The sequence below is a fragment of the Polynucleobacter sp. 39-46-10 genome (assembly GCF_002282275.1).
Genome location: NZ_NCJB01000007.1, coordinates 1 through 20,997 on the forward strand (window position 1 = coordinate 1; position 20,997 = coordinate 20,997).

A 20,997-nucleotide genomic window follows, 5' to 3' on the forward strand; every position below is an offset into this window, starting at 1 on the left:
TGTTCCAAGAGGCGATATTCAGCTTACGGTGCAAAGCATGCGCCGTGCCGGCATGGGTGGTCTTTATGAGGCTTTTCTAAAGCTCAAAGCCAAGCTCGCTAAAGAAGGTTTATTTGACGCTGAGAATAAGCGCCCCATTCCAAGTCATCCGAGATCGATAGGCATTATTACTTCGCCGCAGGCGGCTGCTCTTAAAGATGTATTGAGCACATTAGCCAGAAGAGCGCCCCATATACCGATCGTGATTTACCCAACATTGGTGCAAGGACCAGATGCGCCTGGTGGAATTATTTCCGCACTCAAGGCGGCTGAAAAAGAAAATGCAGTTGATGTAATTTTGTTGGTCAGGGGCGGCGGCAGTATTGAAGACCTTTGGGCATTTAATGATGAGCAGTTAGCTTACGCTATCGCAGCTTCACCTATTCCGATTGTGAGTGGTGTTGGTCATGAAACGGATGTCACTATTGCTGACTTTGTTGCAGACTTACGCGCACCCACTCCTACAGGCGCGGCAGAATTGGCGGCACCAAGACGGGATCAAATGTTGCAAGAGCTAGATGCCATCATGCAGGCAATACTGCAAAGAGTAAGTCAACGTGTAGAGCGCGAAGCACAAACCTTAGATCAGTTAGCTTTGCGTCTCAGTCATGCTCTACCTAACCCTGATCGTATGCGTGAGCAAATCAGCGGCTGGCAAAAACGACTCAATCAAGCATGGCTAGTGAGAGTTGAAAATTGGAAGCGTGATCAAAGTCACTTCCAGTCTCAGCTTGAAATGCTCAATCCACAAAGAACTCTAGAACGTGGCTATACGGTAATCCTGAGTAAGGAAGAGCAGGCAATGCATGCAGTACGAAGCCCTAACGAGCTCAATACCCAAAGCGTATTTGAAGTAAGGCTGGCAGAGGGGCGGGTAGAGGTGGAGTTTTCAAAAGTTATCTAGGCCAACTAAAAACCTTAACGTGTTCGCGTGTATGTATAGCAATGCTATACAATATACAATGAGGGATGATTAAATCTTTTAGGCATAAAGGTTTGGAGTTGTTTTTTCAAACCGGAAAAAAGACTGGGATACAGTCTTCCCATTCAAATAAATTGAGTAGGCAGTTAGCTAGATTGGATGAGGCCACATGTTGGGAGGATGTCAACATTCCTGGGTGGAGGCTTCACTTGCTATCAGGAAAACTAAATAATCATTACTCAATCGCCGTGAGTGGAAATTGGAGAATTACTTTTAAATTTGATGATAAAGATGTCATATTGCTTGATTATCAGGATTACCATTAAGCGGTAAGTTAAGGAATACAAAATATGAGAAAAATGCATAATCCACCTCACCCTGGTTTGATCATCAAAGAGGATATTCTCCCTGTATTGGGTATGAGTGTGACTGAGGCTGCGGACCAGTTGGGTATTACACGCGTCGCACTTTCCCGTGTAATTAACGGGAAGGCTGCTATTTCACCGGACATGGCCTTACGCATTGAGAAATGGTTAGGCATTAAAAACGGTGGCAGTGCGGATATTTGGTTAAGCCAGCAGGCGACATACGATTTATGGAAGGCGAGAAAATTGGGTGTGCCGAAGGTAAAGTCAGTTGGCGTTATTCTCGATCATGCTTTAGCTTAGATTTTATGGTGACAAATTTATTAGAAGTAAAAACTAAACGCTCACAATCCATTTTAGTGCTCGGTTTTGGCCAATCCTTGCCGCAATCAATATAAAGAGATAGCCCAGTCTCAAGAGCGTCAACCGCATTTTCGAGCGCCTCTTTTTCATTTGCTCCAAACGTAATTGCTTCTGGCACATCCCTAAATGTGACTAAGATATTGGAACCATCTTTTGTAAGTTTTGCGGGGTATTGGGGCATCACGCTATCGTACTGCCAGTAATTAAGCTGGATATAAACGTGGTTAATCAATATGTTTCTAAAGAATATTTGGCTCAATCTCAAGTTGTACGCCGAATTTCCCCAACACTTCTTCCTGAATGCTTTTTGCAAGATTGAGGATGTCGGTAGAGGTCCCGCCACCATGATTGACTAGCACTAGTGCTTGCTTTTCATAAACACCTACAGGGCCAACACGCTTGCCTTTAAAGCCACATTGATCAATCAGCCATCCGGCCGCCAACTTTCGCTTGTCATTGCTATCTGGATAAGAAACCAGATCCGGAAATTGCTTACTTAGTTGTTCGCAATATTCAGTGCTGACAATCGGGTTTTGGAAAAAACTTCCCGCATTACCAATGACCTTGGGGTCTGGCAATTTATTAGATCGGATAGTGCATACCGCATCAAAAATTTGCTGAGCACTTGGGCTGGTCTTTAACTCGGCAAATTGCTTTGCTAGATCAGCGTACTGTAATCGCGCTTGCCAAGCCTTGGGGATTTTAAAAACAACCTTTGTCACGATAAATCGATTGGGATTTTGCTTGAAGTAGCTATCGCGATAGGCAAACTGGCAGGCTTCTTGCGGGAGAGTGACAAAGGCATGGGCTGCAGAATCAAATGCTTCGATGCTGTCGATGTATTCACCTATCTCAACACCGTAGGCCCCAATGTTTTGAATGGGTGCGGCACCAACAGTGCCCGGTATGAGGGCGAGGTTTTCTAGTCCGGGTAAATTGTGATCTAGCGTCCAAGCAACGAATTCATGCCAATTCACACCAGCGCCTACTGATATCCAGGAGTTGTTGTCATCCGCTCTGAGGATCTCTTGGCCGAGAATGTTAATGAGTAGTGTTGCCCCTGGTAAAGACTTAGGAAGAATCACATTACTGCCGCCGCCTAATACACGCCACTCAAGCTTTTTATCCTCGAGTTCTTTCGTGAGAGCTGGTAACTGATCAGAGCATGTGATCTCGTACGCCAGTTGCGCTTCGGAATCCAGGCCAAAGCTATTCCGGTGCTTGAGCCCCAGATTGGGGGTCAATTTTGCTGGATTGGGCGCATTTTTTGCGGAGTTCATGCCACAATCTTATTCGTGTTCGAGTTTCTGTTCGTAATTTGTGAAAAAACTTGAAAAGCAACAATGCAATAGCTAAATTTGCAGAATTGTTTACCCAGATTATTTAAGGAGTTTGAGATGCCCTCATTTGACGTAGTGTGTGAGCCAGACATGATCGAGTTGAAAAACGCAATCGAGCAATCTAATAAAGAGATTACCAATCGTTTTGACTTTAAAGGCTCTGATAGCCGAGTGGAGCAAAAGGACGAGACTTTGATCTTGTTTGGTGATGATGACTTTAAGTTGGGTCAAGTACGTGATGTGCTTTACGGCAAGATGGCCAAACGCAATGTGGATGTGCGTTACCTTAAAGACGACAAAAAAGAGACTATTGGTAGCGATAAACGCAAGCAAACCATGAAGATCCAAAAAGGTATTACTTCCGAGTTGGCTAAAAAAGTAGTGCGCATCATCAAAGACAGCAAGATCAAAGTGCAAGCCAGTATTCAGGGTGATGCAGTACGTGTCACTGGTACCAAACGTGACGATTTGCAAGAAACGATGGCATTGCTCAAAAAAGAGGTAACAGAAGCGCCATTGGGTTTTAACAATTTCCGTGACTAAATCTCTAAGACAAGTCTCTGCACGCTCATGCCTCAGTTGGTAGGCAAGTAAGAGGGGTAAGCTTTTGGGGCAGTGCGATACCTCCGATTGCTTTGATCTAAGAAGCTTTTCGCATTAAGGCAGCCCTGCTGGCTATGCTAACTGTTCTCCTAGACGATGCTTGAGTGCACTTATCCGCCAATAACCCAGTTTAGATAAAAGGTTACTTTTTGGAACCTTTAGGGCTATAATGTACTCATCTCAAGGAGAGAAACATGTCTATTAACGTTAAATTGTCTGAAAGTTTGGTAGAACAGGCTAAAGCTTACGGGCAAATTGAGCACCGTTCGGTGCCTAAGCAGATTGAATACTGGTCACGGATTGGTAGGGTTGCTCAAGAAAACCCAGATTTACCGTTTTCCATGATTCGAGAGATTTTGATTGCCGATCAAGAGCCGATCATCGGCGAGTATGTATTTAGTTGATGCGCTTACTCCTGACGGCTTCGTTTGTAAAAGCGATCAAAAAATTACATCCACAACAAAAATCTGAGTTAGATAGCGCGGTTAAATCTATTGGTTTAGATCCATCCATTGGAGAGGCCAAGGTTGGGGATCTACTGGGTGTGCGTGTTTTCAAGTTTCGACTTTCACAGCAACAGTGCTTGTTGGCTTATCGTATTTTGGATGAAGAAAGTATTAAGTTATTGACCTTTGGCCCGCAGGAAAATTTCTATCGTGATTTAAAGCGGCAGGATGATTGAAGTGGTTTTATTGTGACCGCCGATCAAAGCCTGGCTCCACCACTTGAGGTGTCGATTGCATCGACAAGCCAAGAGGCTATCGAGCGCTTCTGTGATGCTTGTTGGCTAGAAGATGGCTTGGCACAAAATAGTTTGTCTGCTTATCGCCGAGATCTACTGCTCTTGGCGCAGTGGCTTTTTAAAGAATCAGGTGCCGATCTCTACAGTGTGTCGGAAAAAGATCTCACTGCTTACATTGCGCATCGACGCGCAGATAAAGCAACCACTGCTAATCGTCGACTGACGGTATTCAAGCGCTTTTATCGCCATGCTCTGCGCATGAATTTGGTAAAAAGCGACCCCTGCATTGGTTTGCGTGCGGCCAAGCAGGCGCTACGTTTTCCTAAGACCTTAAGTGAAGATCAGGTTACTGCTTTGCTCAATGCCCCCGATGTGGAAACTTCACTCGGATTGCGTGATCGCACGATGTTGGAGTTGATGTATGCCAGCGGTTTGCGAGTTTCTGAAATCGTCTCTTTAAAGACGGTTGCTCTAGGATTAAACGAGGGCGTTATTCGGGTGGTCAATGGTAAGGGTGGTAAAGAGCGGCTTGTGCCTTTTGGTGGTGAGGCGGGGCAGTGGTTACGTCGCTATCTTTCTGATGCCAGAACACCATTGCTGGAAGGTAAAACTTCGGATGCGGTATTTGTGGGGCGTCATACGGGAACTGGTTTAACTCGTCAGGCTTTCTGGGCGCTGATAAAGCGATATGCCACGATTGCCAATATTCCTGTTGCTCTATCCCCCCATACCTTACGTCATGCTTTTGCTACCCATTTACTTAATCATGGGGCTGATTTAAGGGTAGTGCAGCTCCTTTTAGGTCATGCTGATATCTCAACTACTCAGATCTATACCCACGTTGCTAGAGAGCGTCTGAAGTCGATTCATCAACAGCATCATCCTAGAGGCTCTTAACCAGGATTTCCAGAGGGGTATTGCTACAACATCTCTTTAATTTAGGTCTCAACCCAGTTCTCAAGAGCAAGGTTTGCAACCCTTTTAAATTCACGTAAATTATTCGTGACTAGAATGAGTCCCTGGCCAATTGCATGGGCGGCAATATGAATATCGTTCTCACCAATAACTTCACCTTTGTTCTCTAGCGCCGCTTTAATTTGGCCGTAGTGTTGAGAAGCTTTTGCGTCATAAGGGAGAACTTCGAGATGGCTAATGAATTCCTCTATAGCCTCTAAATTCTTATCAAGGTTGGGACTTTTCTCCGCGCCATAAATTAATTCAGATAAGGTGATGCTTGAAATTGCCATCCGACTCGCATTCGTGTTAAACATCTTTAATACTTCGACTGGTTTGCGCTTAAGTACGTATATAACAATATTGGTATCCAATAAATACTTGAGCATTACAGGTCTTCCCGTTTAACCGGTTTTTGTTCCCCGCGTTCATTCATAAAGTCATTTGATACGGATGGTCCGCTTAGGAAAAAGTTATCCCATGTGTTTTCAAGTGGCGTAATTATTCGCTCACGACCGCGAATACGGACAATGACTTTTTTTACATCATCCGGTAAGCGGGCTTCTGCCGGCAATCTAACTGCTTGGCTACGATTGTTTGTAAACACCGTGGTGATTGCTATGGACATAACGCTCTCCTTATGTATATAGCAATAGTATATAGCATTTCAGTCAGGATTATCAATCCAAAAAATAACTAGCTAGATAAGTGTTTAAGATATCCCCATGAATTTAACTTTAGATCTGTTGCTGATCCCGATTGCCTACTTGATTGGTTCCATCTCTTTTGCGGTTGTAGTGAGTAAATGCATGCGTTTGCCTGACCCCCATTCTTATGGCTCTGGCAATCCAGGAGCGACTAATGTTCTGAGAACTGGTAATAAGCTGGCCGCTGTACTCACATTAATAGGCGATGCCTTAAAGGGTTACCTTGCAGTCATGTTGGCCAGAGTATTGCTCGGTGATGAATCTTTGACATCCACACTCAATTCTTGGTTGTTATGTGCAGTTGTCATCGCTGTGTTCTTGGGGCATCTATTTCCGATATTCCATGGCTTTAAAGGTGGAAAAGGTGTTGCTACGGCCTGCGGTATTTTGTTTGGTATTAATTGGATTTTGGGCTTAGCTACCTTGAGTACCTGGATCATTGTGGCGATGTTTATGCGCTACTCTTCTTTGGCGGCCTTAGCAGCTGCAATCTTTGGCCCAATCTATTTTGTTTTCTTGTTTGGCTTTCAGCCGATGGGCATTGCGCTTCTGGTGGTTTGTCTTTTGTTGATCTGGCGTCATCGCAGCAATATTCACAATCTCATGAATGGCAAAGAGAGCCGCATTGGTTCCAAGAAAAAAGTACAAACTGAATCTAAAGGCCAACAATGACTATTGCGTATTGGTGTGTTCTGTTCATGGGATTGTTTCCCTACGTAGCAGCTGGCATTGCAAAAAAAGGTTTTGAGGGTTACGACAACGGCATGCCTAGACAATGGCTTGCTAAACAGACGGGATTTCGGGCGCGTGCTAATGCTGCCCAAGCCAATCTTTTTGAGTCGCTCCCCTTCTTTTTCGCGGCAGTGATCATCGCATCCATCGCAAATGCACCGCAAGGCCGAGTGGATTTATTAGCAATTGGGTTTGTTGCAGCACGCGTTGCATACCTAGTTTGCTATGTAGCCAATTGGCCAACAATTAGATCTATTGTTTGGCTTGCTGGCTTAGCTTGCGTAGTAGCAATCTTCTTTCAGATTTAAAGAATAAAAACTCATCTACAAAAATTCATCGAGACAATATATATGCCCACCAAAAAAACTCCTACGAAGACGGTTGCAAAGACCCCTGCTAAAAAGGCCTCAAGCGTCAAGCCTGCCAAGAAAGTAGCTGCCAAAAAGAGTGATGCTGGCACACCGTTATCTGTAGTGATTCGTCGACGCATTGAGGCGCAAAAGGCGCGCTTTCATGCGAATGACAATATTGCTAAATTCATTCAACCTGGCGAGTTAGAAGGCTTGGTAGATGAAGTGGCAGAAAAGATGCAAGCCGTTCTTGAGAGCTTAGTGATTGATACCGAGAGTGATCACAACACTAAGAACACTAGCCAGCGTGTGGCCAAGATGTTTGTGAAAGAAGTATTCAATGGCCGTTATGTTGAACAGCCTACCTTAACGAAGTTCCCTAACGTTAGCCGCTTAAATGAGTTGATGATTATTGGCCCTATTACTGTTCGTAGCGCTTGTTCCCATCACCTTTGCCCCATCATGGGCCGCATATGGATTGGCGTATTACCAAGTAAAGAATCCGCACTCATTGGTTTATCAAAGTACTCACGCTTGACTGAATGGGTGATGTGTCGTCCACAGATTCAGGAAGAGGCGGTGGTTGAGTTGGCCGATATGCTGGAGAAAAAAATCAAGCCGATTGGTGTTGCGATCGTGATGGATGCAGACCACTTCTGTATGCAATGGCGTGGCGTTAAAGATCGTGATTCGAAGATGGTGAACAGCGTGATGCGCGGTGCTTTTCTGAAAGACTCTAATTTGCGTAGAGAGTTTTTATCACTCTTAGATAAGCGATAGGCAGTGGTATTGAAGAAAACCCTGTTGAGAAGTTGCATTGGCATTTGTCTCATTTGCGCTTTGCTCGGGTGCTCTCTGTATCCAGATATTAATAAAGACCCAGCTAAAAACAATAAGGTGACCTTTCAGCGTGATGCGATAGATTGCGCTCAGGCATACCCCGAGGCTGGTTCTGGAGTTCACGTAAGGCAACGTATTAACTGTATGAATCTAAAGGGGTGGTATTAAATTTCCTCCGCGAGGGCTTGCGAACCTAATAATTTTTCTTTGAGAACAATTCTCAAGTAAAAAACTATATAAATCAACAGCTTATATAGCTTCTATTGGATTCATTTGATCTGATCTATGATCCCTCCAGATACAAATTTTGTTCCATCTCACTCACTGGAGTTCATATGAAAAATAGTCGTCGCCAATTTATGATTTTGTCCGCTGCTGGTGCTTGCACATTGGCTTTGAACGGTCAAGTTCAAGCTCAAGCAATGGTTGCTGAAACTGATCCACAAGCTGCTGCTTTGGGTTACAAGGCTGATGCCTCTAAAGTTGATAAAGCAAAGTATCCTAAGTACGCTGCTGGCCAAAAGTGCGACAACTGTGCTTTGTATCAAGGTAAAGTGGGTTCTGCTGCTGGCGGTTGCTCACTGTTTGGTGCTAAGCAAGTTGCTGGCCCAGGCTGGTGCTCTGCATACGCTAAGAAGGCTTAATACGGTCTTTGAATTAATATGTTTTAAAGGCTGCTCCGGCAGCCTTTTTTATTAGTCGGGTGAATTTGCTTCAATTGATGGCAGGTCTATGGTTGCACCCTAAAGAAAAAACATGAAACATAACTACAAGAATCTACTGAAGCGCTACTCCTTTTACCTTGGGGGTGATCAGCCTCAAGTGCCCTGGATTGAGAGAATTCGGTCTGTAGCGGGTGCTTTTATTGGTCTTATGTTAGTGCTCACTATCGCTAAGTTCCTTGGCGAGCTTAGTAATGTCGATGAGTGGCTCATGGCCTCCTTGGGTGCAAGTGCTTTACTAGTATTTGCTTTACCTGGCAGCCCCATGGCTCAGCCGTGGGCTGTTATTGCGGGTAATACTCTTTCTGCTTTGGTTGGTATTGCGATCATTCATGTGGTGCAGGAGCCACTGCTGGCCTTGCCTTTGGCTGCCAGTCTTTCTATTTTGGGAATGTTTATCTTGCGTTGCTTGCACCCACCAGCTGCTGCCGTTGCTTTGATTGTGGTACTGGGTCACGTGATGCACTTCCGCTACGCATTCTTTCCGGTCATGATTGATTCAGTGCTTTTGGTCCTGGCTGGGGCGGTTTACAGTAATCTGACCGGTAAACCCTACCCCAATAAACCAAATTAATTCTTTATAAACAGTAACTTAAGCTTAGTTTCGTTTAGTTGCTGCGATCGAAGCGATGCAATCTTTGATGCCGTAGTTGTGATATTTACCTGCATTTTCCTTTTTAAGGGACTGGGCGCACTCATTGACTGAGTTGCGAACGTTAATTTTGGGGATGTTATTTGTAGACATGTCTGGCTCCTGTGGTTTTTATAAGTTTTGCGAATAAAAAAACGATGTTTTCACTATTGTGATCGCTATTGAGATTCTAATAAATTCATAAAAATTGTGTAAACCCCAATAAGCTCGGTTTCAGCCCATAAAGTCTATAAAATCATGTTTTATTTACAAAAAGCATAAAGGCTTTGTTTATCTGCCAATGACCAACCCAAATTCTGATAATCCAGCAATACCGGTCATTCCAGTCATTCTGTGCGGAGGCTCTGGAACGCGCCTTTGGCCTTTATCTCGCTCTGGCTTTCCAAAGCAGTTTTTGGTGCTTTCGGGTGATGATTCAACTAAAAGCCTTTTTCAGCAGGCAGTTGAACGATTAAATACCCTTGGGATGAGTGGCAATAATTCCTCAGGCATTCAGCTTGGCAAAACTTTGATTGTGACGAATGAAGAGCATCGCTTCTTGGTGACAGATCAATTACGTGAGATGCCGAGTATTCAGGCTACTTTATTGCTAGAGCCTGTGGGGCGTAATACAGCGCCAGCACTGAGCTTGGCTGCATTACATGCCAGCGAGTCAGCAGATCCAATTTTAGTGATTACGCCAGCCGATCAAACCATTCAGAATGGCGCGGCATTTACTAAGGCCTTGCAAGATTGCATCAATGTGGTCGCAGCCGATGAGAGTAATAAAACAATTGCTATCTTAGGTATCACACCAACCGCGCCAGAGATAGGGTATGGCTACATCAAAAAAGCTGGTGCTCAGGGTGCTCATGGTCAATTTACTGTTGAGCAATTTGCAGAGAAGCCTGATGCTCAGACCGCTCAATCCTATCTTGAGGATGGTAATTACTTCTGGAATAGTGGCATGTTTGTTTTGCGCTCCAGCACTTGGCTCGCCGCCCTGAAAGAATTTCGCCACGATATCTTTGGTGCTACTGAAACTGCATGGGTGGCAAGGGCTATCGATCAAACCGGAGATGCAGAATTTATTCGCCCCGATAAAGAAATCTTTAAATCGATTCCCAGTGAATCGATTGACTATGCTGTGATTGAAAAGTGCCCCGCATCTCATGGCGCATTCACCATCAAGATGGTTGAGTTAAATGCCGGCTGGAATGATTTGGGTGCTTGGGATGCTGTGTGGCAAGTTGGTAAAAAGGATCCATCTGGAAATGTCACTAGTGGCGACACCTTGCTGAGTAATACGAGTAATTCATTGGTGCATGCCAGTAGTCGTTTAGTAGGTACGGTAGGCATTCATAATTTGGTGATTATTGAAACGGCGGATGCAGTCTTGGTTGCTGATCGCGCTAATAGTCAGGATGTGAAAAGCATCGTGAACCAGCTTGAGAAACGGCAGCGTGAAGAAAAGAATCTTCATCGCAAGGTTGCTAGGCCCTGGGGTTGGTATGACAGCGTAGATGAGGGTGAACGTTTCAAAGTCAAACGTATCCAGGTAAAACCAGGTGCCAGTCTTTCTTTGCAAATGCACCATCACCGCGCTGAGCATTGGATTGTGGTGAAAGGTACCGCAGAAATTACCAACGGCGATAAGGTCATTATGTTGACTGAGAACCAGAGTACTTATATCCCTCAAGGACAAACTCACCGCTTAGCCAATCCTGGTAAAACACCTCTAGAAATTATTGAGGTTCAGTCCGGTAGCTACTTGGGCGAGGATGACATTGTGCGTTTTGAAGATAACTATGGGCGCTCTAAGTCATGAGTGGTGACAATTTGATAATGAACCAATCCACGACTGCCAATAAACCTATTGCATTAATTTGTGGGGTAAGTGGCCAAGATGGCAGCTACTTAGCTAAATTACTTTTACAAAAAGGTTATGCTGTTTTTGGCACTTCCAGAGATGTGCAGGGCTCCTCTTTCTCCAATCTTCAAAAGCTTGGCATTAAAGAGCAAATTTCTTACATCTCTATGGTTCCGGAAGATTTTCGGAGTGTCTTGGTTGCACTTCGTAAAAGTAATCCTGATGAGATTTATTACTTAGCTGGGCAATCCTCAGTAGGTTTATCTTTTGAGCAACCAGCGGAAACCATTCAGAGTATTACCTTGGGAACTCTCAATATTCTTGAGGGCTGCCGCATGATGGAAGAAAATAGCAAGCCAATGAAGATCTATCATGCCGGTTCAGGTGAGTGTTTTGGTGATACCCATGGCGAGCCAGCCAATGAAAAAACGCCGTTCTACCCAATGAGCCCTTATGCGGTTGCTAAGACATCGGCCTATTGGTTGGTAAACAACTACCGAGATGCATATGGTTTATTTGCCTGTACGGGCATTCTGTTTAATCATGAATCTCCTTTGCGCCCAGAGCGTTTCGTAACTCAGAAAATTATTCGGGCAGTCAAGCGTATTGCAGACGGTAGCAAGGAAAAATTAAAACTTGGCCGCTTAGATATCGCAAGAGACTGGGGCTGGGCACCAGAGTATGTTGAAGCGATGTGGCTCATGTTGCAACAAGATAAGCCGCAAGACTTTGTGATTGCCACTGGCACTACCATCACCTTGGAAGAGTTTGTCAAAACAGCGTTTGAGCAGGTAAATCTCAACTGGATGGACTATGTCATTCAGGATCCTAGCCTGTTCCGTCCTACGGACCTTGCCATTGGTCGTGCCGACCCGAGTAAGGCGCAAAAGACACTCGATTGGGAAGCTTCAACCAAAGGCATTGAAGTCGTCAAGAAAATGTACCAATCTTTATAATTAATCTACCAATACCGTCAGTTAGCCAAATCACATTCAGTCAAAAAATATGAAAAACAATCAAAAAGTTGCCCTCATCACCGGTATCACAGGTCAAGATGGGTCTTACCTTGCTGAGTTCCTATTAGAAAAAGGTTATATCGTTCACGGTATCAAGCGTCGCGCTTCCTCTTTTAATACTGAGCGGATTGATCATATTTATCAAGATCCCCACGTTAACCATCCAGATTTGATTCTCCACTATGGCGACTTAACTGATACTAGTAACTTGGTTCGCATTATTAAAGAGTGCCAGCCTGATGAGATTTATAACTTAGGCGCTCAGTCTCATGTGGCTGTTTCTTTTGAATCTCCCGAGTACACCGCTGATGTTGATGCAATGGGTCCATTGCGCATGTTGGAGGCGATTCGTATTTTGGGTCTAGAGAAAAAGACACGCTTCTACCAGGCTTCGACTTCTGAGCTCTATGGCCTAGTACAAGAAATCCCGCAAAAAGAGACAACGCCTTTTTATCCAAGAAGTCCATATGCAGTAGCCAAGATGTATGCCTACTGGATCACGGTCAATTACCGCGAAGCTTATGGCATCTATGCCTGTAACGGCATCCTCTTTAATCACGAGTCTAAGCGCCGCGGCGAAACTTTTGTCACCAGAAAAGTCACCAGAGGCCTAGCCAATATTGCTCAAGGTCTTGAGAAGTGTTTATTCATGGGTAATATCGATGCACTGCGCGACTGGGGTCATGCGAAAGACTACGTACGCATGCAGTGGCTCATGCTCCAACAAGACAAACCCGAAGATTTTGTCATTGCCACCGGTGTCCAGTTCACTGTTCGTGAATTTATTATTCGCAGCGCTAAACAGCTTGGCATCACTCTCAAATTTGAGGGAACTGCTGAAAATGAAAAAGCCACCGTGGCATCAATAGAAGGCGATAAAGCCCCAGCACTAAAAGTGGGGGATGTCATTGTTCAAATCGATCCACGCTATTACCGCCCAACTGAAGTCGAAACCCTTTTAGGCGATCCAACTAAGGCAAAAGAAAAACTAGGCTGGGTTCCAGAGATCACTCTAGATGAAATGATTGTTGAGATGGTAGCTAGTGATCTTGAGAAGGCGAAGCAGCATGCTTTATTGGAAAAGCATGGTTACTCTGTATCAGTGGGTAAAGAGAATTAACAGCGTGAGTAAAGATTTAGATCAAAAGATTTATGTAGCCGGACACCGCGGTATGGTTGGCTCTGCAATCGTACGCAATCTTCAGGCTAGGGGTTACACGAATATTGTTACTCGAACCCATGCGGAGATGGATCTCACAGATCAAGCGGCAGTCAAAGCTTTTTTCGAGCAAGAAAAGCCTGATCAAGTCTATTTAGCTGCAGCCAGGGTGGGGGGCATTTATGCGAACAATACCTATCCAGCTGAATTTATTTATGACAATCTGATGGTGCAAAATAATGTCATCCATCAAGCGTTTAGTAGTGGTGTAAAAAAATTATTATTTTTAGGTTCAAGCTGCATCTATCCTAAGTTGGCTCCTCAGCCGATGAGTGAGGATGCGCTCTTAACAGGAAAGCTTGAGCCAACCAATGAGCCATATGCGATTGCCAAGATTGCCGGTATTAAAATGTGTGAAAGCTATAACCGACAGTACGGCCAATCCCATGGAGTGGACTACCGCTCAGTGATGCCAACCAATCTATATGGCCCCGGCGACAACTACCATCCAGAAAACAGCCATGTTATTCCAGCGCTCATTAGAAGGTTTCATGAGGCAAAGGTAAATAATTTACCTGAGGTCGTGATCTGGGGAACCGGAGCTCCCAGGAGAGAATTTCTCTATGTTGATGACATGGCGGCAGCATCAGTCTTTGTGATGGATTTAGATAAGGCTATCTATGATCAGCATACCGAACCTATGCAAAGTCACATTAATGTAGGCTTTGGCAGTGATGTCACGATTGCAGATTTAGCAAAAGCGGTTGGTAACGCTGTTGGCTATCAAGGAAATATCGCTTTTGATGCCAGCAAGCCTGACGGTACTCCACGCAAGTGGATGGATTCATCTAAATTGAACGGTCTGGGATGGACTCCTTTGGTGGGATTGGAGACTGGATTGAGGCAAGCCTATGCTGATTTTGCTCTGTTGATTAACCAACATTCCAATGATTAAGTCTGCGTAATGTCAAAAAAATGGATTCATCACGTCTTGGCACCAATTTTTCGCCATGACCCTGCGCTGGGTCGGGCCTAAAAGTATTGCCGCTATTTACGTAGTAATCCTGGATTTTTGTAATCTCCAAAACTCTGTAAGCTAGGACTCCGCTTCAATAGAAGTCCACTGTGGAGCGTGGAGAGTTAGAGCCACTGGAAACACATCTGGTATGTGAGTTGGTTAAGGAGGTTGACGTTCTAATTAATGTAGGTGCCAACATTGGGTATTTCAGTTGCTTAGCTCTCCGTGCTGGCAAGTCGGTTATTGCTTTCGAGCCCATTCCGGAAAATCTACACTCTTTACTGCACAATATTAAGGTTAACGGATGGCAACCACGTGCGCAGATCTGTCCAATTGCTCTCAGTAATGATGTTGGAGTTTTAGAGATTTATGGAGGCGGCACTGGGTTATCATTGATTGTGAAGGTTGGGCTTAAAATCCACTAGATGATATGACCTTAGTGCCGATTTTAACCTTAGATAAGGTTCTTGCTGGTCAAGTTGGTAATGAGAGAATCCTTTTCATTATTGATATTGAAGGCGCCGAGAAAATGATGTTAGAAGGCGCTTTTACTTTCATCAATCGTAGTCCCAGGCCCTTGTGGATCATTGAGATTACCTCGCATCAACATCAACCCCAAGGGTTTTCGGTGAACTCCCATTTGTTAAGTACATTCCAGCTGTTTTGGGACGCTTGTTACGAAGCTTAGGCGACTTAAGAAAGGTCACTCCAGAAGAAATTCAAGAGCTGATGAATTGTCAAGTGGCAAAGACTGGAGCGCCCAATTATCTATTTAAGGCGACTTAGGATCAGATTTTTCTAGAGCCTTTTGTTGTAGATAGTCTTTCCAAACCCCCGTTGCTGGCTTGCGCATAATTTTATATTTCAAATAACGATTGAGTTTTCCGCGCAAACTTCTTTTGAAGATGGACAGCTTGAAGGGTGATACACAATCTTTTCTAATGAATAGAATAAAGTTTTCAATGATATTAAGTTCATAACCCCTTTGAAGGGCGATACTCTCTAGTGCCTTATGGCTATAGAAGAAGATGTGCTGACCACTCTCAGGGGTGAGATACCACCAGTCTGACCCCTGATCTGTATAAATAGCAGTGGTAACTAACAGCATCTTTGGACTTTTATAAAAAAACTTATTCAGATCAGGCGATGGATTTGGTAGGTGCTCCCACACTTCAAACGCTAGAACCAGGTCTGGACTTTCAAAATCAGGCTCTGTAAATCCTTGGGAATATGTTGGAGAGGCGTATTCGTCCTGTACGTAGCAGTTAATTTCATAGTCTCGTAATGAGCGGCATAGAAGACCGTCACCACCACCGAGATCTAGCAGATTCTTTAATTTAAAAATGTGGCACAAAATATAGATCACATAAAAGTTGTGCCAATTTCGCTGTACAGCCCCAGTGTCAAGGTTCGATAGATTTTTGCTGTAAGCTTCAGCTAACCAGTAAGCAGGTTCAGTTTGTAGTGAGTGGCATTGTTCGCATAAATAATATTGAATCTGATGCTTACCCAATACTGCTAATTTAAATTGGGGAGAAAGATTCCCGGAGCATAGTCGGCATAAGTTAGGGGATGTTTGATTTTTTGTAGTCATCACTTAGCGTAGAAATATCTTTTGTTCTTTGATTCTTTTTGTCTTTGCAAGCAAAAAAGGCATTAATTTTTTTGGATTGCATAGTTTAAAAAAAGTTTTTATTTGTTTTCTCAACTGCCTCGATTCTAGTAAATCGCGCGTGTGCTCATTAAAGCTAGTATTGATGAGTTTAGGGTTAATAAATATCTTGTAACCATTGGCCCTGATGCCTTCATGAAAGCCGATATGATCAACGGCATCCCTCCCCTGGGCATCGTAGCCTTTATATCGAGCATCGCCAAGCGCTTTGGTGGGGTAAATGGCAATTCCACCAAATGCTGAATCCACCTCTATCCACTCAGAATCTTCACTAATGGTTACCATGTTTGCATGCACTGCTGCATCCATTGCCTCCTCTTCGGACTTTCCTTGTTGGAGCAAAAATTGATAATGCCTCCAGCAATCATTGGGCATCCAGTCGGGATGTCGAAGTGCGCCTAGGTCATAGTAAGGACCTCGTTGGTTAGCGCAACAACCCCCCCAGCCATCTTTATCCCAACAAGAAAGCAATGCTTGCTCTGTTAATAAGGGATTCATGTTATCCAAGTCTGCAACAACAAGGTACTTAATATCCTTATACAGGAGGTTGGTACGCAGTTCATCAAGGTATAGGTTGCGGCAATGTGCCAACCTAACTAGACGACTTGGCATGGTATTAACTAAAACTCCAGCGCTCTTAAAACGAAAGTTGGGAATGTCTTTAGTAAGGCCATTCAATTTATATAATGTTTGATCGCTGCTATCTGATTCAACTACAAACCAGGACAAGCAGGAGAAATTCTGAAATACTTTCGCAAGATGCCTTATCTCTTTATCGATCGTTTTCTCACCATTTCGTACAAGGCCAACTACTAAAAAGGGTTGATCAAATAAGTCAGTCGCGTACATACACTAACCCTCTTGGAATGCACGAATTTTATTGCTTGCGATCTGTTTTCTGAGTTTGCGATTAATGAAAGTCGGATCTTCAGTATTGATATATTTGAGGCGAGGCCCAAAGATTTTAGATAGATTCCTCATATAGGGCTTATATTCAATAAAGTCGTGGGCTGCGAAGACGGCTGCCAATGCATCAAGTGTGTTGTGTGATTTCAGGTAGCGGGTTTCGTCTGCTTCGCAGGTAAAGATGGCCACTTTATTTAGAAATTGGTCACAGCCCTTAATGACTTGTAGGTCCGCTCCTTGGCAATCCGTCTTAATAAAGTCGATATAAGGGATTTGGTGGAATGGGAAATGACGAAAGAAGTGATTTAGCGACCAAGTTTCTACATTTACAACCTCAGCTACTGGAAATTCTTTTGGTTGAAGGAGGCTGCTACACCCTGGGTCATTAGCCGTGTAGTAAAACGGCGTGATAGTTTTTTCAGTGACATCCGACAGAGCGCATTCAATGAGGTGAAAGCGTGTACCCAAGTGCTTTGGATGAATAGTTACAGACCAATTGGAGTCACGCATGCGAATTGCTTTGGTGTTGTGATGATTTGGCTCAAATCCAAAGATCAGAAGATCGTCTGGCTCCTGCTCCAGCCATTTGGCGGATTGCGGCGCGCCATCAGATAGTCCAACGTCAATCTTAACGCGCTTAACCCAAGCTGGGACTTTGATAAATCCTTGCTCATCTAATTCGATTCCACTGCGAAGTAATAAATCATTCATAGGTTTGAGGGTCCAAGCTTAGTCAAATTGTTGTTTGAGGGGGGTATGTACAAAAAATAATGGAGATACCTTAATGGCTGTTTAATCTTGGTATCTCACTAGATTAAACCGTTTAAAAAGCCAATATCGAATTCTCATATTAAGCTTAATTAACATTTGTTCTGGAATGCTCTTATCTTTAAGTAAGACTTCCTCAAGTATCTGGGTATTGGCAGGTAAAAAATGCCTAAAGTTCTTGCGAATATATTTAGGTCCGTCATTTAATAGCATTGGGAGCCAGCTAAAGGAACTATGTGAAGCAATTAAAATATCGGCGTAAATCATTGCTATGAATGACTTTGGTGGATGATCATTCAGGAGTAATTGCACCTCTATACCTGGATTAAGCAGCGAGATAAGTTGCTTAAATGAGCTTGCTTTTCCCGTGCTGTGTATTTGCAAGATAGGCTTTTGAATATTGTGCTCGATGACTATGGAATTCACCGCATTAGCATAGAGCCTTGAGTAGTATCCAGGGTTGTTATCGGGCAATCCATAGTCAACACTGAACATCTGCCATGGCAAAAGTCTGCGAGTAGGTAATGGATCTCCAGCGCTTCGATCCCTTAGATGCAAGGCAATAATTGTTCCATCCTGTGGGGTCGGAATAAGGTGGGGACATTTCGTTTTGAGATTTTCCCTAAAGGATTCTCTAGCGGACTCTAGGAGCGGTTCGCGTTCGTGGGCCGACATCGAATTCAGGAACTCATATGCAGTATCAAATGGTAGATGGTAGGTTTGCCCAGCAATAGCTGGCATGTGAAGATCAAGGTAGGGGCATGGTTGTTCAAGCTCTGCAACTTCTCCTAAAAATCCAAAAATGCCTTCCCAATCTCGATTAATTTCCTGGAAGCTATCTTCCTTGTAGTGAACTGCAGAGTGTCGATTGCTTGCGTTAAGAAAGGGGAGTCGCAATTGTTTTGCTACCAGCATTGCAATAAACGGTCTTTGATAAAAGCTGCCCGCCCCTTCTGCATTATCTGGGTCCATTAGGAAAGAGATTTTTGGTCCCTCCAGCCCCGCGGCAGAGTCTGGGCCATTGTTTAATGAAACAAGGTTGATTGGGTTTGGTGACTTTTCAAAAGTATAGATGCCGCAACCATATTGAAATTTCAGTGACTCGTTTAGTAGGGACGCATTCTGGTGTAGATTTCCGGCATCGTCAACATAATCAAAGCGAGTGAGATTGATGTGGTGACCATTTGTTGGCCAGCCAAGTATATCCAGCGGATGGAACTTTCTGTGAGCATTAAATTCCACTGCATTTTCTGAGGCGATAGGAATACTGATGTAGAGCCTGCCACCACGTTTTAAAAGACGAAGTAGGTTCTGAAATCCCTTGATGTAGCCTTCGGGATCCAATGCATCTCCGTAGCGTCCTAATCCAAAGTGTTCGATTGCATGAAGACATGATATAGAGTCATATTTATCCATCCACTCAGGATCGATTGGCTTCATCAGATCTGCTTGTACAAATTTAATATTGCTGTGTCCCGTGCATGGAAGCTGCCTGACATCTAAAACATCAATTGACATAAAAGAAGCCACATGAGCAACAAAGCCGTCGATACGAGATCCAACGTCAAGATGTTTATTGGGCCTTGTCCTATGAATAAAGTTCGCCACTAGCAGATCTTGGTGAAAGTAGTGCCCCGTTGCAGAGCCTGCGGTTGCAGTGCGCTCAAACACAATTGGGAAGACTCCATCAATTTTCCCGCCAAGACGGATATATTCCCTTGCCTCCGAAAAAAATCTTGGCAAATCCCGCAAGCGATATCGGTGCTTTGAGGTAACCAGTGCTCTGATAATTGCGAAAATGGAATATGGTTTTCTTGACATTAATTCATTTCGGATTTATGAATTGCGGGCAGCTAGAACCGGGCCGCTGCCCCAACTTCCTTGATAAATTTGGTGAAGCATTTATGGTGATGCCGATAAAAAAAGCCGTCATGAAAATCAACAGCTCAATAAAATGATGTGCTCCAGTGACTTCTGTGGTGAGGTAGGTGAGGGTAAAAATTGGTATGGCCCAGCTGGTGTAGGCGCCCCAAAGACTCTCCATGCATAAAGATCGATACCAAGACGCCGCCAGCGGAATGAGAATAAGAAGAAGGCCGGGAATTCCAATGCCCAGAGCAAGGTCCATCCAACCGCTATGAGTCATGCCACGCAACGTTCCAATTGGCTGATAAAAGTCTGACCATTTTTCAAGTGCCATCCAGCCAAAAGAGTGATGAACCAGACCAAATCCTTGGGGCCTATCTTCCAGAAGCCTTAAACCAGCAGTAAACCAAGCAGTTCGCTCATAAGTGCTGATGTCAACCGGGATCCCATTATCGTTGATGGGATGCGTTGCATAAATATTGCGATTTTTCCAGTATTGCTGGTGGTTAATATCAAAACCCACCTTTGCATTTGCAATCAGCTGCGACCATGCTGGATTTTTCTCTAGATGCAGTTTGACGCCCCAAGTAACCCCAATAAGTAAAGATGCGATCAGCGTCAAGGAGACTAGGGTCTTGGTTAATGATTTTTTGGCCAATTTAACAATAAGATGTATGGCACTAAAGGCGGCAAATGCGCCGATAGTAACCGCAACTATTGCCATTCCGTTCTTAGTATTAGTAAGGTAATTGCTAGCTACGCATAGGCCAGTAGCGGTCAGGGCAATCGCTGCCCACCAAGCGCGCTCTACACCCTGAAAAACTCTCAATAGCAAAACACAGCAAAGTGGTAGGGTAAGCGCAGTAGCAACAACAAAAGGGGGTTTCTCGCGATACGGAAGGCTCCACCATGCCGCTGCCTGCATTGGTAGCCACTCTTGAGCTAAGTAGGATCTATAGACATAGCCACCCATAAAAATTACAAATGTGGATGAGAATCCTAAAAGCAATAAAGCACTAACTTCGACATGTAAAAATTTTGTATTTGAGTTGTTCGTAGTTGATAAAAAAATACCTAATGCCAACCCGAGGGGGAGAGATAACAGGGCCCTCGCCCATATACTTACAAGCTCATGATATTGAATGGTGGGCTGCACTGAAAAGATAATTAGGTGAAGGATTAGCCATCCATAAAGACCAAGTAACATCCAAATTGGCCAAGAATGGTTCGTACGCAAATGTATTGAGTCAAGCCATAAAAAAAAGAGCCCTAGAAAAAATCCCAGCCCTAGTAGTACATGACGAAATGCGATAGTTTCGGGAAGTGCCCAAATCGATAGCAACCCACAGGCGACCAAGCCCATTAGTCGAGCAACATAATTTTGGTGGTTCTTGGTGTCGATCATTAGTTGG

General features: G+C 44.1%; 28 protein-coding genes. 18 read left to right on the forward strand and 10 right to left on the reverse strand.

The window, feature by feature from the left end:
* From xseA to B7X71_RS01500, 3 genes are all read left to right on the forward strand, one after another.
* Positions 1-943, forward strand: a 943-nt coding sequence (xseA, locus tag B7X71_RS01490) for an exodeoxyribonuclease VII large subunit (protein WP_293600133.1), incomplete at its 5' end; no start/stop codon positions are given.
* A 65-nt stretch (positions 944-1,008) separates the two neighbouring features.
* The gene (locus B7X71_RS01495) at positions 1,009-1,287 is read left to right on the forward strand and encodes a type II toxin-antitoxin system RelE/ParE family toxin (protein WP_293598250.1); all 279 of its coding nucleotides are present in this window, start codon (positions 1,009-1,011) and stop codon (positions 1,285-1,287) included.
* Positions 1,288-1,311: 24 nt separating this feature from the next.
* Positions 1,312-1,629 carry a HigA family addiction module antitoxin gene (locus B7X71_RS01500; RefSeq protein WP_293598249.1) on the forward strand — a complete coding sequence of 106 codons (318 nt, stop codon included), beginning with the start codon at positions 1,312-1,314 and terminating at the stop codon, positions 1,627-1,629.
* Here the strand turns inward: B7X71_RS01500 and B7X71_RS01505 are convergent.
* Together B7X71_RS01505 and murB are read right to left on the reverse strand one after the other, a co-directional pair.
* Positions 1,604-1,948, reverse strand: coding sequence for a hypothetical protein (locus tag B7X71_RS01505; protein ID WP_293598248.1), 345 nt, complete (start codon positions 1,946-1,948; stop codon positions 1,604-1,606). The two genes, B7X71_RS01500 and B7X71_RS01505, sit on opposite strands and share 26 nt — an antisense overlap.
* Positions 1,929-2,969: a UDP-N-acetylmuramate dehydrogenase gene (gene murB / locus B7X71_RS01510; protein WP_293598247.1), complete on the reverse strand. Its 1,041-nt coding sequence runs from the start codon at positions 2,967-2,969 to the stop codon at positions 1,929-1,931. Before murB ends, B7X71_RS01505 begins: the two co-directional genes overlap by 20 nt.
* A gap of 117 nt (positions 2,970-3,086) precedes the next feature.
* Here murB and B7X71_RS01515 point away from each other — a divergent pair, with 117 nt between their 5' ends.
* From B7X71_RS01515 to xerD, 4 genes are all read left to right on the forward strand, one after another.
* Complete coding sequence (locus B7X71_RS01515; protein WP_293598246.1) at positions 3,087-3,572, forward strand: YajQ family cyclic di-GMP-binding protein; 486 nt, start codon at positions 3,087-3,089, stop codon at positions 3,570-3,572.
* Between the two features lie 254 nt (positions 3,573-3,826).
* Entirely contained in the window at positions 3,827-4,036 is a 210-nt protein-coding gene (locus tag B7X71_RS01520) for a hypothetical protein (protein WP_293598245.1), read from the forward strand.
* Positions 4,036-4,314 carry a type II toxin-antitoxin system RelE/ParE family toxin gene (locus B7X71_RS01525; RefSeq protein WP_293598244.1) on the forward strand — a complete coding sequence of 93 codons (279 nt, stop codon included), beginning with the start codon at positions 4,036-4,038 and terminating at the stop codon, positions 4,312-4,314. The genes B7X71_RS01520 and B7X71_RS01525 overlap by 1 nt, the downstream gene beginning before the upstream one ends.
* A 30-nt stretch (positions 4,315-4,344) precedes the next feature.
* Positions 4,345-5,271 (forward strand): site-specific tyrosine recombinase XerD, encoded by a 927-nt coding sequence (gene xerD / locus B7X71_RS01530; RefSeq protein WP_293598252.1) that lies wholly within the window; start codon positions 4,345-4,347, stop codon positions 5,269-5,271.
* A 41-nt stretch (positions 5,272-5,312) separates the two neighbouring features.
* On the opposite strand, the gene vapC is transcribed toward xerD, so the two are convergent.
* Positions 5,313-5,717: a tRNA(fMet)-specific endonuclease VapC gene (gene vapC / locus B7X71_RS01535; protein WP_293598243.1), complete on the reverse strand. Its 405-nt coding sequence runs from the start codon at positions 5,715-5,717 to the stop codon at positions 5,313-5,315.
* Entirely contained in the window at positions 5,717-5,956 is a 240-nt protein-coding gene (gene vapB / locus B7X71_RS01540) for a type II toxin-antitoxin system VapB family antitoxin (RefSeq protein WP_363926563.1), read from the reverse strand. Before vapB ends, vapC begins: the two co-directional genes overlap by 1 nt.
* Before the next feature lie 97 nt (positions 5,957-6,053).
* On the opposite strand from vapB, the gene plsY reads away from it, so the two are divergent.
* The 5 genes from plsY to B7X71_RS01565 all read left to right on the forward strand — a co-directional run bounded on the left by plsY (position 6,054) and on the right by B7X71_RS01565 (position 9,253).
* Complete coding sequence (plsY, locus tag B7X71_RS01545; RefSeq protein ID WP_293598242.1) at positions 6,054-6,707, forward strand: glycerol-3-phosphate 1-O-acyltransferase PlsY; 654 nt, start codon at positions 6,054-6,056, stop codon at positions 6,705-6,707.
* Positions 6,704-7,075 (forward strand): MAPEG family protein, encoded by a 372-nt coding sequence (locus B7X71_RS01550; protein ID WP_293598241.1) that lies wholly within the window; start codon positions 6,704-6,706, stop codon positions 7,073-7,075. Before plsY ends, B7X71_RS01550 begins: the two co-directional genes overlap by 4 nt.
* A 42-nt stretch (positions 7,076-7,117) precedes the next feature.
* Positions 7,118-7,897, forward strand: a complete 780-nt coding sequence (locus tag B7X71_RS01555; RefSeq protein WP_293598240.1) for a GTP cyclohydrolase I — start codon at positions 7,118-7,120, stop codon at positions 7,895-7,897.
* A 395-nt stretch (positions 7,898-8,292) separates the two neighbouring features.
* The gene (locus B7X71_RS01560) at positions 8,293-8,601 is read left to right on the forward strand and encodes a high-potential iron-sulfur protein (RefSeq protein WP_293600134.1); all 309 of its coding nucleotides are present in this window, start codon (positions 8,293-8,295) and stop codon (positions 8,599-8,601) included.
* Between the two features lie 112 nt (positions 8,602-8,713).
* Positions 8,714-9,253: an HPP family protein gene (locus B7X71_RS01565; protein ID WP_293597311.1), complete on the forward strand. Its 540-nt coding sequence runs from the start codon at positions 8,714-8,716 to the stop codon at positions 9,251-9,253.
* Positions 9,254-9,277: 24 nt separating this feature from the next.
* On the opposite strand, the gene B7X71_RS01570 is transcribed toward B7X71_RS01565, so the two are convergent.
* Entirely contained in the window at positions 9,278-9,424 is a 147-nt protein-coding gene (locus tag B7X71_RS01570) for a hypothetical protein (RefSeq protein WP_293597312.1), read from the reverse strand.
* 187 nt (positions 9,425-9,611) lie between these two features.
* On the opposite strand from B7X71_RS01570, the gene B7X71_RS01575 reads away from it, so the two are divergent.
* The 6 genes from B7X71_RS01575 to B7X71_RS01595 all read left to right on the forward strand — a co-directional run bounded on the left by B7X71_RS01575 (position 9,612) and on the right by B7X71_RS01595 (position 15,061).
* Positions 9,612-11,138 (forward strand): mannose-1-phosphate guanylyltransferase/mannose-6-phosphate isomerase, encoded by a 1,527-nt coding sequence (locus B7X71_RS01575; protein WP_293597313.1) that lies wholly within the window; start codon positions 9,612-9,614, stop codon positions 11,136-11,138.
* A 17-nt stretch (positions 11,139-11,155) separates the two neighbouring features.
* On the forward strand, positions 11,156-12,136 hold the full coding sequence (locus tag B7X71_RS01580) for a GDP-mannose 4,6-dehydratase (protein ID WP_293597314.1): 981 nt from the start codon (positions 11,156-11,158) through the stop codon (positions 12,134-12,136).
* 49 nt (positions 12,137-12,185) lie between these two features.
* Positions 12,186-13,316, forward strand: a complete 1,131-nt coding sequence (gmd, locus tag B7X71_RS01585; RefSeq protein WP_293597315.1) for a GDP-mannose 4,6-dehydratase — start codon at positions 12,186-12,188, stop codon at positions 13,314-13,316.
* 4 nt (positions 13,317-13,320) lie between these two features.
* Complete coding sequence (locus tag B7X71_RS01590; protein WP_293597316.1) at positions 13,321-14,310, forward strand: GDP-L-fucose synthase; 990 nt, start codon at positions 13,321-13,323, stop codon at positions 14,308-14,310.
* A gap of 170 nt (positions 14,311-14,480) precedes the next feature.
* The gene (locus B7X71_RS17855) at positions 14,481-14,798 is read left to right on the forward strand and encodes an FkbM family methyltransferase (protein WP_363926566.1); all 318 of its coding nucleotides are present in this window, start codon (positions 14,481-14,483) and stop codon (positions 14,796-14,798) included.
* A gap of 5 nt (positions 14,799-14,803) precedes the next feature.
* The gene (locus tag B7X71_RS01595; protein WP_293597317.1) at positions 14,804-15,061 is read left to right on the forward strand and encodes an FkbM family methyltransferase; all 258 of its coding nucleotides are present in this window, start codon (positions 14,804-14,806) and stop codon (positions 15,059-15,061) included.
* Between the two features lie 84 nt (positions 15,062-15,145).
* Here B7X71_RS01595 and B7X71_RS01600 read toward each other — a convergent pair whose 3' ends face one another.
* The 5 genes from B7X71_RS01600 to B7X71_RS01620 form a co-directional block, all read right to left on the reverse strand.
* The gene (locus tag B7X71_RS01600) at positions 15,146-15,967 is read right to left on the reverse strand and encodes a methyltransferase domain-containing protein (RefSeq protein WP_293600135.1); all 822 of its coding nucleotides are present in this window, start codon (positions 15,965-15,967) and stop codon (positions 15,146-15,148) included.
* Between the two features lie 3 nt (positions 15,968-15,970).
* Positions 15,971-16,894 carry a hypothetical protein gene (locus B7X71_RS01605; RefSeq protein ID WP_293597319.1) on the reverse strand — a complete coding sequence of 308 codons (924 nt, stop codon included), beginning with the start codon at positions 16,892-16,894 and terminating at the stop codon, positions 15,971-15,973.
* Positions 16,895-16,897: 3 nt separating this feature from the next.
* On the reverse strand, positions 16,898-17,662 hold the full coding sequence (locus B7X71_RS01610; RefSeq protein ID WP_293597320.1) for an FkbM family methyltransferase: 765 nt from the start codon (positions 17,660-17,662) through the stop codon (positions 16,898-16,900).
* A gap of 81 nt (positions 17,663-17,743) precedes the next feature.
* Entirely contained in the window at positions 17,744-19,540 is a 1,797-nt protein-coding gene (locus B7X71_RS01615; RefSeq protein ID WP_293597321.1) for a DUF268 domain-containing protein, read from the reverse strand.
* Between the two features lie 4 nt (positions 19,541-19,544).
* Positions 19,545-20,792: a hypothetical protein gene (locus B7X71_RS01620; RefSeq protein ID WP_293600136.1), complete on the reverse strand. Its 1,248-nt coding sequence runs from the start codon at positions 20,790-20,792 to the stop codon at positions 19,545-19,547.
* Between the last annotated feature and the right edge of the window lie 205 nt (positions 20,793-20,997).

Excerpts from the sequence above, each read along its gene's own strand:
- B7X71_RS01570 (WP_293597312.1), bottom strand. The coding sequence starts at position 9,424 with ATGTCTACAAATAACATCCCCAAAATTAACGTTCGCAACTCAGTCAAT.
- B7X71_RS01580 (WP_293597314.1), top strand. The coding sequence starts at position 11,156 with ATGAACCAATCCACGACTGCCAATAAACCTATTGCATTAATTTGTGGG.
- B7X71_RS01565 (WP_293597311.1), top strand. The coding sequence starts at position 8,714 with ATGAAACATAACTACAAGAATCTACTGAAGCGCTACTCCTTTTACCTT.
- plsY (WP_293598242.1), top strand. The coding sequence starts at position 6,054 with ATGAATTTAACTTTAGATCTGTTGCTGATCCCGATTGCCTACTTGATT.
- B7X71_RS01525 (WP_293598244.1), top strand. The coding sequence starts at position 4,036 with ATGCGCTTACTCCTGACGGCTTCGTTTGTAAAAGCGATCAAAAAATTA.
- B7X71_RS01605 (WP_293597319.1), bottom strand. The coding sequence starts at position 16,894 with ATGTACGCGACTGACTTATTTGATCAACCCTTTTTAGTAGTTGGCCTT.
- B7X71_RS01555 (WP_293598240.1), top strand. The coding sequence starts at position 7,118 with ATGCCCACCAAAAAAACTCCTACGAAGACGGTTGCAAAGACCCCTGCT.
- B7X71_RS01615 (WP_293597321.1), bottom strand. The coding sequence starts at position 19,540 with ATGTCAAGAAAACCATATTCCATTTTCGCAATTATCAGAGCACTGGTT.
- B7X71_RS01520 (WP_293598245.1), top strand. The coding sequence starts at position 3,827 with ATGTCTATTAACGTTAAATTGTCTGAAAGTTTGGTAGAACAGGCTAAA.
- B7X71_RS01500 (WP_293598249.1), top strand. The coding sequence starts at position 1,312 with ATGAGAAAAATGCATAATCCACCTCACCCTGGTTTGATCATCAAAGAG.
- gmd (WP_293597315.1), top strand. The coding sequence starts at position 12,186 with ATGAAAAACAATCAAAAAGTTGCCCTCATCACCGGTATCACAGGTCAA.
- B7X71_RS01620 (WP_293600136.1), bottom strand. The coding sequence starts at position 20,792 with ATGTTACTTGGTCTTTATGGATGGCTAATCCTTCACCTAATTATCTTT.
- murB (WP_293598247.1), bottom strand. The coding sequence starts at position 2,969 with ATGAACTCCGCAAAAAATGCGCCCAATCCAGCAAAATTGACCCCCAAT.
- vapB (WP_363926563.1), bottom strand. The coding sequence starts at position 5,956 with ATGTCCATAGCAATCACCACGGTGTTTACAAACAATCGTAGCCAAGCA.
- B7X71_RS01595 (WP_293597317.1), top strand. The coding sequence starts at position 14,804 with ATGACCTTAGTGCCGATTTTAACCTTAGATAAGGTTCTTGCTGGTCAA.
- B7X71_RS01610 (WP_293597320.1), bottom strand. The coding sequence starts at position 17,662 with ATGAATGATTTATTACTTCGCAGTGGAATCGAATTAGATGAGCAAGGA.
- B7X71_RS01495 (WP_293598250.1), top strand. The coding sequence starts at position 1,009 with ATGATTAAATCTTTTAGGCATAAAGGTTTGGAGTTGTTTTTTCAAACC.
- B7X71_RS01560 (WP_293600134.1), top strand. The coding sequence starts at position 8,293 with ATGAAAAATAGTCGTCGCCAATTTATGATTTTGTCCGCTGCTGGTGCT.
- B7X71_RS01515 (WP_293598246.1), top strand. The coding sequence starts at position 3,087 with ATGCCCTCATTTGACGTAGTGTGTGAGCCAGACATGATCGAGTTGAAA.
- B7X71_RS01550 (WP_293598241.1), top strand. The coding sequence starts at position 6,704 with ATGACTATTGCGTATTGGTGTGTTCTGTTCATGGGATTGTTTCCCTAC.
- B7X71_RS01575 (WP_293597313.1), top strand. The coding sequence starts at position 9,612 with ATGACCAACCCAAATTCTGATAATCCAGCAATACCGGTCATTCCAGTC.
- B7X71_RS01600 (WP_293600135.1), bottom strand. The coding sequence starts at position 15,967 with ATGACTACAAAAAATCAAACATCCCCTAACTTATGCCGACTATGCTCC.
- vapC (WP_293598243.1), bottom strand. The coding sequence starts at position 5,717 with ATGCTCAAGTATTTATTGGATACCAATATTGTTATATACGTACTTAAG.